The 14907-nt window shown below is 64.9% G+C and carries 12 protein-coding genes; 2 read left to right on the plus strand and 10 right to left on the minus strand.

All coding sequences use genetic code 11. The features are described from left to right. Positions 1 to 618: a Smr/MutS family protein gene (locus R3X27_RS01195; RefSeq protein ID WP_317706981.1), complete on the plus strand. Its 618-nt coding sequence runs from the start codon at positions 1 to 3 to the stop codon at positions 616 to 618. Here the strand turns inward: R3X27_RS01195 and R3X27_RS01200 are convergent. The 3 genes from R3X27_RS01200 to hslU all read right to left on the minus strand — a co-directional run bounded on the left by R3X27_RS01200 (position 580) and on the right by hslU (position 4326). Next, entirely contained in the window at positions 580 to 1824 is a 1245-nt protein-coding gene (locus tag R3X27_RS01200; RefSeq protein ID WP_317706982.1) for an MFS transporter, read from the minus strand. The two genes, R3X27_RS01195 and R3X27_RS01200, sit on opposite strands and share 39 nt — an antisense overlap. A 3-nt stretch (positions 1825 to 1827) precedes the next feature. Further along, the gene (locus R3X27_RS01205) at positions 1828 to 2946 is read right to left on the minus strand and encodes an alpha/beta hydrolase (protein WP_317706983.1); all 1119 of its coding nucleotides are present in this window, start codon (positions 2944 to 2946) and stop codon (positions 1828 to 1830) included. Between the two features lie 72 nt (positions 2947 to 3018). Further along, entirely contained in the window at positions 3019 to 4326 is a 1308-nt protein-coding gene (gene hslU / locus R3X27_RS01210) for an ATP-dependent protease ATPase subunit HslU (RefSeq protein ID WP_317706984.1), read from the minus strand. A gap of 143 nt (positions 4327 to 4469) precedes the next feature. Between hslU and R3X27_RS01215 the strand changes: the two genes are divergently transcribed. Continuing rightward, positions 4470 to 5258 carry a GH25 family lysozyme gene (locus tag R3X27_RS01215; protein WP_317706985.1) on the plus strand — a complete coding sequence of 263 codons (789 nt, stop codon included), beginning with the start codon at positions 4470 to 4472 and terminating at the stop codon, positions 5256 to 5258. A gap of 21 nt (positions 5259 to 5279) precedes the next feature. Here the strand turns inward: R3X27_RS01215 and hslV are convergent, their stop codons facing one another. From hslV to tsaE, 7 genes are all read right to left on the minus strand, one after another. Continuing rightward, positions 5280 to 5837 carry an ATP-dependent protease subunit HslV gene (gene hslV / locus R3X27_RS01220; RefSeq protein ID WP_317706986.1) on the minus strand — a complete coding sequence of 186 codons (558 nt, stop codon included), beginning with the start codon at positions 5835 to 5837 and terminating at the stop codon, positions 5280 to 5282. Between the two features lie 109 nt (positions 5838 to 5946). Continuing rightward, positions 5947 to 6267, minus strand: a complete 321-nt coding sequence (gene trxA, locus R3X27_RS01225) for a thioredoxin (protein ID WP_317706987.1) — start codon at positions 6265 to 6267, stop codon at positions 5947 to 5949. 59 nt (positions 6268 to 6326) lie between these two features. Then, on the minus strand, positions 6327 to 9707 hold the full coding sequence (gene addA, locus R3X27_RS01230; RefSeq protein ID WP_317706988.1) for a double-strand break repair helicase AddA: 3381 nt from the start codon (positions 9705 to 9707) through the stop codon (positions 6327 to 6329). Beyond that, entirely contained in the window at positions 9704 to 12670 is a 2967-nt protein-coding gene (gene addB / locus R3X27_RS01235; protein WP_317706989.1) for a double-strand break repair protein AddB, read from the minus strand. Before addB ends, addA begins: the two co-directional genes overlap by 4 nt. Further along, positions 12663 to 13358: a nucleotidyltransferase family protein gene (locus R3X27_RS01240; protein ID WP_317706990.1), complete on the minus strand. Its 696-nt coding sequence runs from the start codon at positions 13356 to 13358 to the stop codon at positions 12663 to 12665. The genes addB and R3X27_RS01240 overlap by 8 nt, the downstream gene beginning before the upstream one ends. After that, complete coding sequence (locus R3X27_RS01245) at positions 13334 to 14356, minus strand: aminoglycoside phosphotransferase family protein (RefSeq protein ID WP_317706991.1); 1023 nt, start codon at positions 14354 to 14356, stop codon at positions 13334 to 13336. Before R3X27_RS01245 ends, R3X27_RS01240 begins: the two co-directional genes overlap by 25 nt. Beyond that, complete coding sequence (gene tsaE, locus R3X27_RS01250; protein WP_317706992.1) at positions 14353 to 14859, minus strand: tRNA (adenosine(37)-N6)-threonylcarbamoyltransferase complex ATPase subunit type 1 TsaE; 507 nt, start codon at positions 14857 to 14859, stop codon at positions 14353 to 14355. The genes R3X27_RS01245 and tsaE overlap by 4 nt, the downstream gene beginning before the upstream one ends. Positions 14860 to 14907 lie beyond the last annotated feature (48 nt).

Raw genomic sequence — 14907 nt, forward strand, 5'->3', positions numbered from 1 at the left:
ATGACCCGCAAGAGGCGCCTCTCCGAGGATGACCAGGCGCTTTGGAACCAGGTCGCCCGCTCCACCAATCGCATGCATCCCGCCAGCCGCAAGCCAGCACCCGAGTTGGAAGTCAATAACGTCAAACCCGAGGGACCACGCAGCCAGCCGGCACTGGCATCGCTTCCCGCATTCCGGCTCGGACAGGCCGCGCGCTACGACACGTCCAAGGGACACGATCTCGCCAGCACGTTGGAGCAGCGTCTCGCCGCCCAGCCCGTCCGGATGGATCGCAAGACCTTTGGCAAGATGAAGAAGGGCAAGCTGCGGCCCGAACGCAAGATCGACCTGCACGGTATGACCCTTTCCACGGCACATTCGGCCCTCTCGCGGTTCATCATCGCCGCCCATGCCGATGGTTGCCGCCTTGCTCTCGTGGTCACCGGCAAGGGTCAGGGAAAGGGCAAGTTTCGCGACGATGATGGTCCGATCCCGACCCCGCGCGGTGTTCTGCGAAATCAAGTGCCGCATTGGCTCCGGCTTGCACCGCTTGGCGCATTGGTCTTGCAGGTGACGGACGCGCATATCAGCCATGGGGGCTCAGGCGCCTATTACGTTTACCTCTCCCGTCGCCGGTAGGTGTTTCGCCGCCCGCCGCAAGGCGAAGAACGTGATCGCGGTCGTGACCAGGAAAAAGACACCGATCATCACCAATTGCCGATCCAGCCCCAAGCCGAAATCGATCAGCGCTCCGGTCAACGCGGGCCCGAAGGCGGAGCCGAAGACCATGATCGCGGTCGCAACCGCCTTGATCGCCCCGAGATTTCGCGTGCCGTAAAACTCCGCCCAGAAGGCGCCGATCACGGTGAATTGGGCGCCCGAGGTCGTGCCGATCAGCACCATGCCGATCGCCAACTCGGCAATGCCGTCAGCATAGCCAAGACAGAGAAACCCGATGGCGATGGGCAGCGGCATGAGAGGAAGTATCCGGGCCGTGCCGATCCGGTCGAGCGCCGCGCCTGCGATCAGCATCATCCCGACCGAAAAGGCGGTGTAGAGCGGGAAGAGCGCCACAAAGGAGAGATGTGCCACCTCCTTGATCTCCGCCAGGTGGACCTGGTGAAAGAACAACACAGTGATGAAGGTTGGCGGGCCGAGGATCAGCGGGAACATGGCCCAGAAGAGCCAGTTTTTCAGCATTTCCCCGCGCGTCCAATGCCGCGCGTCCATGCCGAGCGATGAGTTGGCCTCCGCATCCGCCGAGGGCACCCGCTCCTGTCGCAACAAGACAAGCACAGCCGGCAACACAATCAGCGCCATCCCGGCCGCCAGAACCCAGAGTGACCGCCAGCCGAAGATCGTCAGCAACGCTACGAAGAGGATGGGCATCAGAGATTCTCCGAGCGTCACGCCCAGCCGCGCCACCGAGAGCGCCTTGCCACGGGTAGCCACGAACCACCGCGCCATCGCGACAACCGCGATATGTATCGTCATCCCCTGCCCCATCAGCCGCAGCGCGAAGATGACCACAGGCAGTGCCCAGACGCCGGGAACCGCCGCCATCGCCAGGCAGGCCACCGCAAGACAAGGCAGCACGATCATCGCCAGGTCGCGGACCCGGAACCGGTCGGCCAATGTGCCCGCCCAGAGCATGGTCAGCGCCGAGCCAAGCGTTCCGAGCGCATAGATCGCACCCCAACCGCCATGGCTGAGGCCGAACTCGGCGCGGATCTCTCCGGCAAATACCGAGATAAAAAAGGTCTGGCCATAGCTCGAGGACAGGGTCAGCAGGAAGCCCGCGGCAAGCCAGGCCGCGTTTTCCCGCAGAAAGGAAACAGTTCCCATGGGTTAGTCCTCTTCGATCTGGCTTGCGCTGGCCGGGTCGAGAATAATCTCGGTCGCGTTCTGCACGGTCAGGATTGTTCCAGGCAACAGGCCAAGCCGGGCGGACTGGGCAGACTGGAACGCGCTTTCCACCAGTTCGGGATCCGACATCAGCCGGATGATCGTCGGAGATGCGACGGCAACCATATGCGAGTTCCACGTATCCCGAACGCCGGACAGGTCGATCACGATCACCTCGAGCGCAGACAGATCGTCGATCGAGGAGATGTTTCCAAGACGTTCATCCTGTCCCGTCAAACGTGCGGAAAGCCGGAGAACCGCGTCCCGCTGCGACGCCAGGATCAGGAAAGGCTGCGGCAGGGGTCCGATATCGCCCGCTTGCTGGCGGAACAGGTCGACATCCAGATCCGGCGCCATCAGCACCACCCCGCCGATCCGGTCCCAGGCCGCCCCCCGCCCGCTCAGAGACATCTGTCGAAGCGTCTCCATTGTCACCTGAGAGCCCATGGAATGCGCCAGCAGGATGATGTTTTTTGCCCCGCTCGCCGTGAGTTCTTCGATGAGGTGTTGTAGCCCGTTGCGGGCATAGAGAGCGCTGTCCCGGTCAAAAGGATAGCCCAATGGATGCCCGCCCGATGGCCAGGCATAGTGCACGGGGAGCGCGTGGATTCCGAGATCGGACGCGATTTGCGCAGTCCGGAAGACGCCGTCCCCCATCGTGTTGTTGAACCCATGGACAAAAACGAAAACCTCGCCGTGATATTGCGGATTGGCGGCGAGTTGTTGCGCGACTTCGTCTCGGAAGCGGGACGCGCCCATTGGCTGGATCGAACGGGAGAGGAAATGCTTCTTCGGGTCCGGGTTTTCGCCGCCCACCTCAACTCGTCCTGCTTCGTGAGCTGGAGGAATGGAAACGTCGATACGGGCAAACCCGAGGTCCCCGCGATCACTTGACTCGAAATCGCCTGTTTCCGTCCGCGTTCGGGTCGTGCCGACGAACACGGTCACATCGGTGCCGATTCCGTCGGGAGCCGCCTTCGGCATGACATCCGCGCGAGGCGTGCAGGCCGCAAGCACAAGCAGCGCACAGAAAAGAAGGTGTTTCGCGGGTGCAGCAATCATGCGGCCCGTCTAGACCCATTGGCCGACCGGCGCCATGCTCCCGGCGCCGACCGGCGAAATGCCGCGCGCGCCTCAGAGCACGTAGCGGCTCAGATCGGCAGACCCGGCGAGTTCGCCCAGGTTTTCCTCGACAAATGCAGCATCGACCGTGACCTCATGCCCGGCCCGATCCGGCGCGGCGAAGCTCAGCTCTTCGAAGACACGCTCCATGACCGTGTAGAGCCGCCGCGCGCCGATATTCTCGACCGAGGAATTCACCTCCGCCGCCATCCGCGCCAGTGCCGCGATGCCGTCTTCGGTAAATGTCACCACGACCTCTTCCGTCGCCATCAGCGCCGTGTATTGCCGCGTCAACGCGTTGTCCGTCTCGGTCAGGATGCGGACGAAATCCTCTTCCGTCAGCGCCCGCAATTCGACCCGGATCGGCAAGCGCCCCTGAAGCTCAGGCAGCAGGTCCGATGGTTTGGCGATATGGAAGGCGCCGGATGCGATGAAGAGGATATGGTCCGTCTTGACAGGTCCGTGCTTGGTCGAGACCGTCGTGCCCTCGATCAGCGGCAGCAGGTCCCGTTGCACGCCTTCGCGGCTGACATCGCCGCCACGGGCTTCTTGCCGGGCGCAGACCTTGTCGATCTCGTCGAGAAAGACGATCCCGTTCTCCTGCACCGATTCCAGCGCCGTGCGGGTTACCACCTCGTCATCGAGCAGCTTGTCCGCCTCTTCCGAGATCAACAATTCATAGCTGTCCGCAACGGTCAGGCGCCGTTTCACCGTCCGCCCGCCAAAGGCCTTGCCGAAGATCGAGCCGAGATCCATCGCGCCCAAATTCATCCCCGGCTGCCCCGGTATGTCCATCATCGGCATGGACGGCCCGCTATCGGCCACGTCCAGCTCGATCATGGTATCGTCCAACTCACCCCGCTTGAGCTTGCCGCGGAACATTTCTCGCGTCTGCTCGCGCGCATCCGAACCGGCAATCGCCTCCAACACACGTTCCTCGGCATTGCTATGCGCCTTGGCCTTGACCTCCTCACGCATGAAATCCCGCGTCTGCTGGATTGCCGCATCGACCAGATCGCGCACGATCTGCTCCACGTCCCGGCCGACATAGCCGACCTCGGTGAATTTCGTCGCCTCGACCTTGATGAAGGGCGCGCGGGCAAGCTTGGCCAGTCGCCGCGAGATCTCCGTCTTGCCGACACCGGTCGGGCCGATCATCAGGATATTCTTCGGATAGACCTCGTCGCGCAGGTCGTCATCGAGCTGCTTGCGCCGCCAGCGGTTGCGCAGAGCCACGGCGACGGCGCGCTTGGCGTCCTTCTGTCCGATGATGAAACGGTCGAGCTCGCTCACGATCTCGCGGGGGGTCAGGTCGGTCATATCTCTCGCATCTCCGGCATGTCTCCGCCTAGGTAGTCACCATTGCGCCAGACGCAAGCCTTCCCTGTTGCCCGGAATCGACATGCATGCCTTCATGCACAAGGTTGCCGGCGGTTTTTGTCGGCGAAAACCGGAGATTGCAGATGCGATTAGCGACGCTGTTTTTTGCCCTGTTCGTTCTGTCGGGCTGTGGCGGCGGGGGCGGAGACGCGCCGAAGGCCTCCCGGTCCGATGCCGCGCGCCCGGTCGAAGTGAGCTATCCGAAGTTCGGCGATGCCGATCCGCATCCCTGGGATGGTCGGGTGCCGAGCTCCTACGCGGTGCACGGGCTGGATGTCTCCCGTTGGCAGAAGGGTATCGACTGGCGCACCGCGCGTAATGCCGGGATTTCCTTCGTCTTCATCAAGGCCACCGAGGGCGTCGAGGAGCTGGACCCGATGTTCTCGGAGCACTGGGCCGCCGCCGGCCAGGCCGGTGTCCCGCGGGCTGCTTATCATTTCTACTATTTCTGCGCCGATGCTGATGATCAGGCGCGCTGGTTCATCCGAAATGTCCCGAGGGTGCCCGGCGGCTTGCCACACGTTCTGGATCTCGAGTGGAACCCCTATTCGCCGACCTGCACCAAACGCCCGGACGGCGCCGTCGTGCGCGCCGAGGCCGATCGTTTCCTCGACATGCTGGAAGCGCATTACGGGCAACGGCCGATCGTCTATACCTCGGTTGATTTCTGGGAAGATACCGGCATCGACCAACTGCGCGGCACACGGTTCTGGCTGCGCTCGGTCGCCGATCATCCCCGCGTGCGCTATCCCGGTGCGCGCTGGGACTTCTGGCAATACACCGGCACCGGGCTGGTGCCCGGCGTGCCGGGGAAAGTCGATATCAACGTGTTCCGGAGCTCTGTGCAGAGCTGGAAGTCCTATCCGGGCTGACAAACACAGGGCGGCGCCCGATCACGCCTTGATGGTCTCGACCGTCAGATTGCCGTTTGTGTAGACACAGATATCGGCAGCGATTGCCATGGCCTTGCGTGCGACCTCTTCGGCGCCCAGATCGCTGTCGATCATGCCCCGTGCGGCGGCGAGGGCGAAATTGCCGCCCGATCCGATGGCGGCAATGCCATGTTCGGGCTCAAGCACGTCGCCCGCACCGGTGATCACGAGCAGCTCCTTGCCGTCGGTCACGATCAGCATGGCTTCGAGCTTTTGCAGATATTTGTCCGTCCGCCAGTCCTTGGCGAGTTCGACAGCGGCGCGGGCAAGTTGTCCCGGCGTTGCTTCGAGCTTTTTCTCAAGCCGCTCGAGCAACGTGAACGCATCCGCCGTGGAGCCGGCGAAACCGCAGACCACGTCATGCCCGCCGGGAGAAAGCTTGCGCACCTTTCGCGCCGTGCCCTTGATCACCGTCTGGCCGAGGCTCACTTGCCCGTCGCCCGCGACGACGACTTCGCCGCCCTTGCGCACGCCAATGATCGTTGTCCCGTGCCAGCCGGGGAAATCGCTCTCGGCCATGTCTTTCTCCATCCTTGGTCGGACCCTATATGGTCGCGCCAACGGCCCGGCACAATGGGCCACGAAAAAGGGCGCCGAAGCGCCCTCACTCAACCGGTATGGCCGGGGATCAAACCGACTCGTCGATCCAGGCCTTCAGTGCGGCTTTCGGGGCGGCGCCAATCTTGGAAGAGACAACCTCGCCGTCCTTGAACAGGAACAGAGCCGGGATGCCCCGCACGCCAAGTGCGGCCGGGGAGTTCGGGTTCTCGTCCACGTTGACTTTGGCGATCTTCACCTTGCCACCATACTCGGCCGCCAGCTCTTCGAGCGCCGGGCCGATCTGCTTGCAGGGGCCACACCATTCGGCCCAGAAATCCACCACAACGGGGACTTCGGAATTCTTGACGTCAGCATCGAAGCTGTCATCGGTCACGGCAACGGTTTCCATAGCGATTTCTCCTTCGCATCACGCGTTGAGCCGGAACGTAAGGAGCGCCCCCTCAAGCGTCAAGGCAAGGCAGCATTGCTCACAGCAGAGTGCACAAGTGGCGCGGGCAGGGGCATGAGCTGTGCGGTCCGGGTCCATAGGATCGCCGTTTCGATCCGCTTGCCCGGGAAAATCTGTTGCAGGGCAGCGGCATAGGCCCCCATCTGGCGCAGAAGACCCTCGGGCGTTTCGGCGGCAGAATGAGGCACGGTGGCGTTGGTCTTGAAATCAACGGCAAGCACGGAATCGGGGTGCAAAACCAGCCGGTCAATCGCGCCGTGGATCCGTTTTCCTGCAAGTTCCGAGAGGGTTGCGGTTATGTCTACCTCGGACAGGCTGTCGGATGAAAAAAGAAACTCCAACGCGTCGTTTTCGAGAATATGGCGGGCCTCCAAAAGCAGCGCGGCAGCCTCTTGGGGAGAGCTGGTGTCCCCAAGGATCCGTTCGGCCGCATGTGGCCAGTCAGCGGCAGCATGTTGCGGAAGCTGTTCGAGCAGAAGGTGGATCGACGTCCCTCGCGCCATCGCCGCGTCCTCGTCGAGATCTGTTCCTTCGCCGGCCAATGCCTTGGCACCGCCCAGATCGGAGGGGGCCAGCGTTGCCTCGCGGCGCACCGGCGGCGTCGCTGGCTGTTCGATCCAGTCGGGAAGCGCTGGGGGTGTCGTCTCCGCGTTTTGCTCGGGCGCCGGGCGATCTGCAGCAGCCCATTGCGGCGATTGCAGGCGCAGGCCGGGACCGGCAGCAAAATCCTGGGGCCCGGCACCTGCGGCTTCCAACCCGGTGGCGACCTGCTCGTACCAGCTGTCGCCAGTCTTCCCCAGATCTCCCGCCGCGGCGACGATCAGCCATTGCTCGGCCCGGGTCATCGCCACGTAGAGCAGCCTCTGCGCCTCCTCCAACCGCTTGTCGATCGCGGCCTGGCGGCGTGTGTTCAGGCTCTCCGGACTGTCAGCCTTGGCCATGTTCCAGAGCGGCGCGCCTTCCGTTGGCAAGAGCATGTCCCGGAACTCGCGCGCGCGCCGGATCGGGCCGCAATCGGGCAGGATCACAATGGGCGACTCCAACCCTTTGGAGCCATGCACCGTCATCACCCGCAGCTTCTGCCCCCGTCCTTCGGCCCGACGCTTCACATCGACCTCCGCGCCCTCCATCCGGGCGAGGAACCCGGTCAGGCTCGGCGCTTCTTCCTGTTCGAAGCCAAGCGCCTGCGAGAGCAGCGCGTCGATTCCGTCCGATGCCTCGTCGCCCAGCCGCGCGGTCAGGCGACGGCGGCCGTCATGGCGGGTCAACAGCCGCTCGATCAGATCATAGGGGCGTAGGTAGTCGGCGTTGTCGCGCAGGTCGCGCAGGATCGCCCATGTTGCGGGGAATTCCTCTTGCCGCGCTCGGAGCGACGCCCAGAGATATTCCTTGTCGCCGCGCTCTGTCGCCAGCGTGTAAAGCTCCGCCTCGCTCCAGCCCAGAAGGGGCGATCTCAATGCCTCTGCAAGCGACAGGTTGTCTTCCGGCATCGATAGGAAGCGCAGCACCGCCAGAATGTCCCGCACCGCCAGCTCTTCGCCGAGCTTGAGCACATCGGCGCCGGCCACATCCAGCCCGACCGCCTTGCAAGCCGAGATGATCTCCTGGAAGAGCGACACCGCCGCCCCGCCACCGCGCCCCTGCACGAGGATCAGGATATCGCCCGCATGGATCGGACGCGGCTGGAAATTGCCGTCACGCTCTTCCCAGAGAAAGCCGTGCGAGACCATCTCCCGCGCTTGCCGCGCCACGTTCTGTGCCAGTTGAACGACGTGATGTTCGTCGCTGACCATATCCACCGGGTCGAACCACTCCTTGCTGTCTGCCTTGGCGACCGGTTCGATCACTGGCCAGAGATCGACCCGCCCGGGCAGTCCGGTCTTGAAGGCGACATGCCGCACGGCATCGCCCATGCCGCGATTGTTCTCCTCGCCGAAGGTCACATCGACCGTGGACAGAATCTCGCCCGAGGAGCGGAAGGAGTGTTTCAGTTCCAGTTGTTGCAAGCTCAAGTCGATATGTGACAGCCGTTCGGCAAAGGCGCGCCGCATGTTGATGAAGCCGGAGGGGTCCGCGCCCTGGAAGGAATAGATCGACTGTTTCAGGTCTCCCACGACGAAGATCGACCGCTCGCCCGCCTCGGCCACGCCAGACCCGGCGGTGAATTCCCGCGTCAGGTGCTCGATCACCCGCCATTGCAGCGGGCTGGTGTCCTGCGCCTCGTCGACCAGAACGTGGTCAATCCCGCCATCGAGCTTGTAGAGCACCCATTCGGCGACGCCCGGCCGGGCCAGCAGCGCCTCGGCTTTCTGGATCTGGTCGTCGAAATCGAGCCAGCCGCCAAGCTCTTTGCGCCGCGCATACTCCGGCAGAAAGAGGGCAGCGAAGCGGTGCAGGACCCATGTCTTCTCTGCTGCGTTCAGCGCCTTGAGCTGATCGGCGGCGCGGCGGACGGCCTCCGCCAGCGCGTCGAACACGGCTTCCAGCGAGCCAAGCTCGGTACGGCGTTTCGCGGTCACGACAGTTGCCTTTGGCAGCCCGTCCTTTCGCAGCAGAAGGCCGGCGAGATGGTCGAACCGAGCCTGATCGATGCCGTCTGCAAGGATGGCTCTCAGCGCTTCCGACACCTTCCGCGTCGTCGCCGTCTGCCCCTCCAAGATCCCGGCCAACTCCCGCAGGATGGTTGGATCCTCGCTCTCGACAAGCTCCCGGAACGCGGCGTCCCTGTCGAAACCCGGTGGCAGGTCGACCAGCGCCAGGACGGCGTCGCGCTCGGGATGGGCCGCAAAGTCCTGTCGTTTGCCAGCGATGGCGCCAGCCAGCCCGGTCATGTCCGCATCGCTCACGAGCTGGGCCATCTCGGCGAAGAGCGCCGGCTCGCCTTCGGCTAGCGCGTCGAGCACCTCCATCTGCAGCGCAACCGTTGCCGCATCATCCATCTCCCGGAAGCCCGGGCTCACGTCTGCCTCCAGCGGAAACCGCCGCAGGATGCCGGCGCAGAAGGAGTGGATGGTCTGGATCTTCAACCCGCCCGGCGTCTCGATGGCGCGGGCGAAGAGACGGCGCGCCTTGGCCAGCGTCTCGGCATCAAGCGTGGCCTCGACCCCGAGCTTGCCAAGCGCCGCGCGCAATCCGTCATCGTCCAGCATCGCCCATTCGCCAAGCCGCTTGAACAGCCGGTTCTGCATCTCGGAGGCGGCGGCCTTGGTATAGGTCAGGCAGAGGATGTTTTGCGGCGGCACATCGCGCAGCAACAGCAACGCCACCCGGTCGGTCAGAACCCGCGTCTTACCCGAGCCCGCATTGGCGGAAAGCCAGGTGGAGGCGGTCGGATTCGCGGCTTCGATTTGTCGGCGCGTTGCCTCGTCGAACTGCCTCATGGCTCCTCCTCCGGCCCAACCGGGATCCGGACGGCCTGATCCGTAAGGTCCCATTCGCCATAGCGCGCCAGTTGATCATAGCGGCCTTCAAAGCGTGTCGTCTGCGCTGCCCGGATCGCCGTATAGCCCTGCTCTCGCTCGCTATAGCGCGTGATCAGCTCCCGCAGCCCCTCCAGCGACAGATCCGCGAGCCGCCCTGTCTCGTCTTCGATTTCAAGCGGACGGTCCTGCCCGCTGGCTCCGATGGCGATATAGCCCAGCGTCTCGACTGTCGCCCTCGTGAGCCCGGTGAAGCCGCCCTGCTCCAGCATGGCGGCTTCCAACGGCAGCTGTTTTTCGAAATGCTTGACCATGTCAAGCGACGGCGGCTGGCCGGACTTGTAGTCATAGACCGCGTAGCCCCCACTCTTCAGACGATCGATCCGGTCCGGTCGCGCGGCGAGGGTGAAATCCAGGTCCGGCAAAGGCAGGGATCCCCAGTCTTCCGTCAGGACCGGCGTGCCGGCCTCCAGCCGGACGAATTCGGCTTCAATCAGCCGGTCCGCCACGCCCATCAGGCGCGCATGCCAGAGCGCCTGCATCGATTGCTGTGGCACCGACTCCAATAGGATCTCGCGCGCAATCGCGTCGAGTTCCTCGCGTGCCGCTGGTGCATTTCCGATCCATTGCGCGCGGTTCTCGAGGAAGCGCTCCATGATCCGGTGCAGAAGATTGCCGCGCAACAGGGCATCCGGTCCGGGCGCGAGTGCCTCGAGCGGCGAGAGGCGCAGGATGTAGCGGGCATAGATCGCGTAGGGGTCGCGGATCAGTTGCGTGATCCGGGTCACGGCCAGCCGGCGCGGGCGTTTCGACACGGGCGGGCAAGGCGATGGTCGTGGTTCCGGGGCGATCTGCGCCGCCGGCCTCTCCAGCGCATCGGCCTGTGCGAGCAGGGTCTTGCCACGCAGTCGCATCCCGTTCAGCGCCTCTTCGCCGTCCGGCCCCAGACCACCGAGAAGGTTGGTCAGCCGGTTCAGCCAGCGCGAGGGGACCGTCTCGGCCTCGTCGTCGCGTTCGGGACGCGTCAGCACCACCTCGGGCGCCGAGATCGCTTGCTGGAAATCATGCGCGGCCAGCCCGACGCGCCGCTCGGGGCTGAGCAACCCCGCCTCCCGCCGCATCGGTCGGTTGAGCCAGGGCTCCGGGGCCGGCAGGTCGGGCCATGTGCCATCGGTCAGCCCGGCGAGGATCGCGAGATCCGCTCCCCCGACCCGCGCTTCCAACGTGCCCCATATCATCACGCCGGGATGAGGTCGGTTCGGGTCGAGTACATTGAAACCGCCGAGATGCCCTTTGAGGAGCGCGCCATAATCCCGGCGGGTCATCTCGCCCCCCCGACCCCCAGCCTCCGAAAGTGCGGCCATCGCGCGCTGGGCTGTCTCGCCGGAACGTTTCGTCCAGAGAGCCCCGGACCCTTCACCGTCGGATCCGGCGGCGAGCTTTTCCGCCAACGCGAGATGCTGCGTGACATGGCTTGCCAGAGCGGACGCACCGCCGCGTTCGACGGAGTCCAGCAGCGACGCGAGCCAGGTTGCCCAACCCTTCCGTCCATCGTCGACACGCTGGGCGTCGGCCCATTCCCGCAGAGCGGTGCCCTCGGGTCGGATCGCGCCATCGCCCCGGAGATCCTTCTCCAGCTCCCGGGTCCAGAGGAGATGCAAACCGCGCAGACCTTCGGTCGAACCTGTCAGCGGGTGCTTGAGCAGAACCAGAAGCGCCGGAAGGTCCGGACTGGCTTCCATCAGCCCGGCCACATGTCGCAGGAAACGACCCGTGGCGGTCTGGTGCAGCGGCTCACCCGCGCTGTCATCGGGCTCGATCTCCCAACGTTGAAGCGCGGCGGTGACACGCCGGGTCAGCATTCGGTCCGGGCTGATCAGCGCCGCCCGCTGCCCCTCTTCCACAGCGCGTCGCAGCCGCAACGCGATTGCCGCCGCCTCGGCCCTCTGGCTCGGCGCCTCGACCAATGTCATCCGGGCCGCTGCGTCCGGCACGCCGGTCAGTCTTTGCCCCTCTGCACGCCACTGATCCGTGACTGGCGCGGGACGCAGTGCCAACGACACCAGCCGGTTGCGCTCTGGCGCGGCCGGGGCGTCCTTGACCCAGGGCTGGATATCTCCCGGTTCAAGCCCCAGTGCCCGCATCAAGGCGGCGAAACGGAATTGTGGATGATCTTCGCCATCCCGCCCGCGCAGCATTTCCTGCCAGACGGCGTTCGGCTGATCGAAATCGAACCCGGGAAGGACGACATATCCCTCGGGCAGGCGCGCAACGGCCTGCATCAGCAGCTGCGTTGCCCCGCGCGAACCGGTCGAGCCGGCAATGATCACCGGACCGTCCGGCGGGTCCCCGGCCCAACGCGCAGCCAGCGTCTCGACGATCAGCCGCCGCCGGGCCTCCGCGCCGGGCAGCGCCGATCCGGCCGTGTCGAAATGCGCGAAGACGGCATCAAGGATCGCGCGGCCCTGTTTCCAATGCTCCGCGAACTCGCCGACATCGAGAGCCGCGATCGCCGCCGGATCGACCCCCTCGCCATGCACTTCATCCATCAGCGCTGCGAGTCCTTCGGCAAGGTCGAAAGCCGCCGCGCGCGGGGCGGAGATTGTTCCGCGCTCGATCAGCGACAGCACCAGCTCCGCGAGATCCAGCTTCAGTTCCAGCGGTTTCAGCGCCGGTGGGATATCGGGGAAGCCGGCCGCTTCGGAGAGGTCTGACAGCAACCGCAAGCGTGGCAGGAGCCGGGGCGGGCCGGAATCGAACACGTCCCGAATGCGTCGCAACATCCGTCCGCTATTCGCGTAGATGGTGCAGCGCGCCCAACTCGCGGGATCGTCTTTCGGCAGATGTTGCGCGAGGCCGGAGATCAGCGCTGACGGGTAGTCGCAGCCCAACCCGACCGCGTGGATGCGGGGCGCGTCAGTCATTGGTCCCGACCAACATCTGTTCCGCTGCAACGATCCCGTCGGGCCGGCCGATATCACACCAGAGCCCATCATGGAGCAGTCCGAAGAGACGACCGTCGGCCAGCATCCTGTCCCAGAGCAGGTTCAGGGAGAAGGCACTTTCCGTGATCGATTCCAGCCCGTCCGTCTTGAGGATCTGGACGCCGCAATAGATCGCTCCGGGCCCGCGCCGGAGTGCGCCGTCGGCGCCGATCAGGAAATCACCCTTGCCGAGATGCGCTCTCGCGTTTTCCGGTGCGACCAGCATCAACAATGCATCCATTCGCTCCGGGTCCCAGGCGGCGCGCAGGGTGTCGAGCGGGTTGGAGCCGGTCCAGGCGTAATCGGTGTTGAGTGTGAAGACCGGGCCTTGGCCAAGCAGGGGCAGCGCCTGCCGCAATCCGCCACCCGTCTCGAGGATATCGGGCGTTTCCTGCGAGATAGCGATCTCCGGGCGGGCGGCGAGGTGCTCTGCGATCTGCTCGCCGAGGTAATGCGTGTTCACAACGATCCGCTCGATCCCGGCGGCATCGACAAGGTCGAGTGCATGGTCAAGCAACGGCCGCCCGGCCACCTCGATCAGTGGTTTCGGGCGGGTCTCGGTCAGCGGGCGCATGCGAGTGCCGAAGCCGGCGGCGAAGAGCATCACGGAGTCAGGCATGTACCGCATTTCTCCTTGATCCGATTGAGACGGTCGGGGCTGGGGTCGGGCAGGGTCTCGGAGACGAAAGCTGCGAGGCCGGCGAGGTCTGGATGGGAGAGATCGCGTTGCAGGTGTTGCCAGACGCGGGGGATCAGGTCGATATACTGGGCCTTGCCGAAATGCAGGCAGAGCCGGGCGAAGACGCCGAGGATGCGCAGGTTCCGCTGTGCGCCGAGCGTGGCGCAGGCGAGGGCAAGCGCGTCGGGATCGTGCCCACCGACTTCGGCGAAATGAGACAGCGTTGCAGCGCGGGTCTCTTCGGAGACATCGCGGCGTGCGTCTTCGAGCAGGGAGATAAGATCATACGCCGGGTGGCCAGCGAAGGCATCCTGGAAGTCGAGCAAACCTGTGCGGGCGATCCCGTCGCGCTCCGGCAGCCAGATCAGGTTCTCCGCGTGGAAGTCACGCAGGGCCAGGACGGGTTGCGACGGCGGCAGCGCGTCGATCCGGGTCCGGACAAGGTGGGCGAGTTCCAGCGAGGCCGTCTCGCTCGGTGCAACGCCAAGCGACGAGGCATACCAACTCAGTGCGAAATCCACGGCACGGGCCATCTCGGCCGGACCGAGCGGTGGCAGATCAGAGAGCGGGGCGTTCCAGTGCAGCTCGGCCAGCGTTTCAGCAGCGGCGCGATAAAGCGGGGTTTCCTGGCTCGGATCCTGTTCGATCAATCGGGCAAAGACACAATCTCCGAGATCTTCCAGCAGCAGAAGACCGGTCTCGGCATCTGCGGCGAAGATCCGTGGGGCGGAAAGCCCGAGCCGGCAAAGATGCTCCGCGATGCGTCGGAAAGGGCGGATATCCTCACCGGTGTCCGGGGGCGCATCCATCAGAACGGCGTTGCCGAGGGTCGGATGGCGCAACCGTTCGTAGCGCCGGGCGGAGGCATCGCCCGCGAGGCGGCTCGCACTTGCGTCTGCCCAGCCGGCTGCAGCGAGGAAACTCCGGATCGTTTCCGGGCGAGTCATTCGTCAGCCTTCACGGCTGTCGAGAGTGCAGAGAGGCGATCGGACCAGCGATCTGCCGGACCGGTCAACCGCGCGATCCGGCCGTCGCCTTTTGCCTGAAGGACAATTTGCAGTGCATCCGGCGGTGCCGCGCTGCCCAGCCGGTCGGGCCACTCGACGAAACAGATTCCTTCGGAGAGCCCTTCCTCCAAACCGAGTTCAAGAACCTCCGACGGGTCGGTGAGGCGGTAGAGATCCGCGTGCCAGAGCTCGATCTCGCCTGCGGGATAGGTCTGGACCAGCGTGTAGGTTGGTGAAGGGATATCCTCGGGGGGTTCATCGGCGCGCGCCATGAGAGCGCGGATTGCGCTGCGGGCAAGGTGGCTCTTGCCGGCACCGATGGGGCCTGAGAGCAGCAGCGTATCGCCCGGTTGAAGCAGCGCCGACACCGCCTGACCGAGCGCTTCGGTGGCGGAGGCGTCTGGCAGGTCTAGCGAGAGGGTGGTGTCAGGGTCGGACGTCATGGGCGCAGAGTAGCGTTCTGCCCCCGACCTGCAACCGGCAAACCGGCC

This window comes from Tropicimonas sp. TH_r6 (genome assembly GCF_033101155.1).
Classification (GTDB): domain Bacteria; phylum Pseudomonadota; class Alphaproteobacteria; order Rhodobacterales; family Rhodobacteraceae; genus Tropicimonas.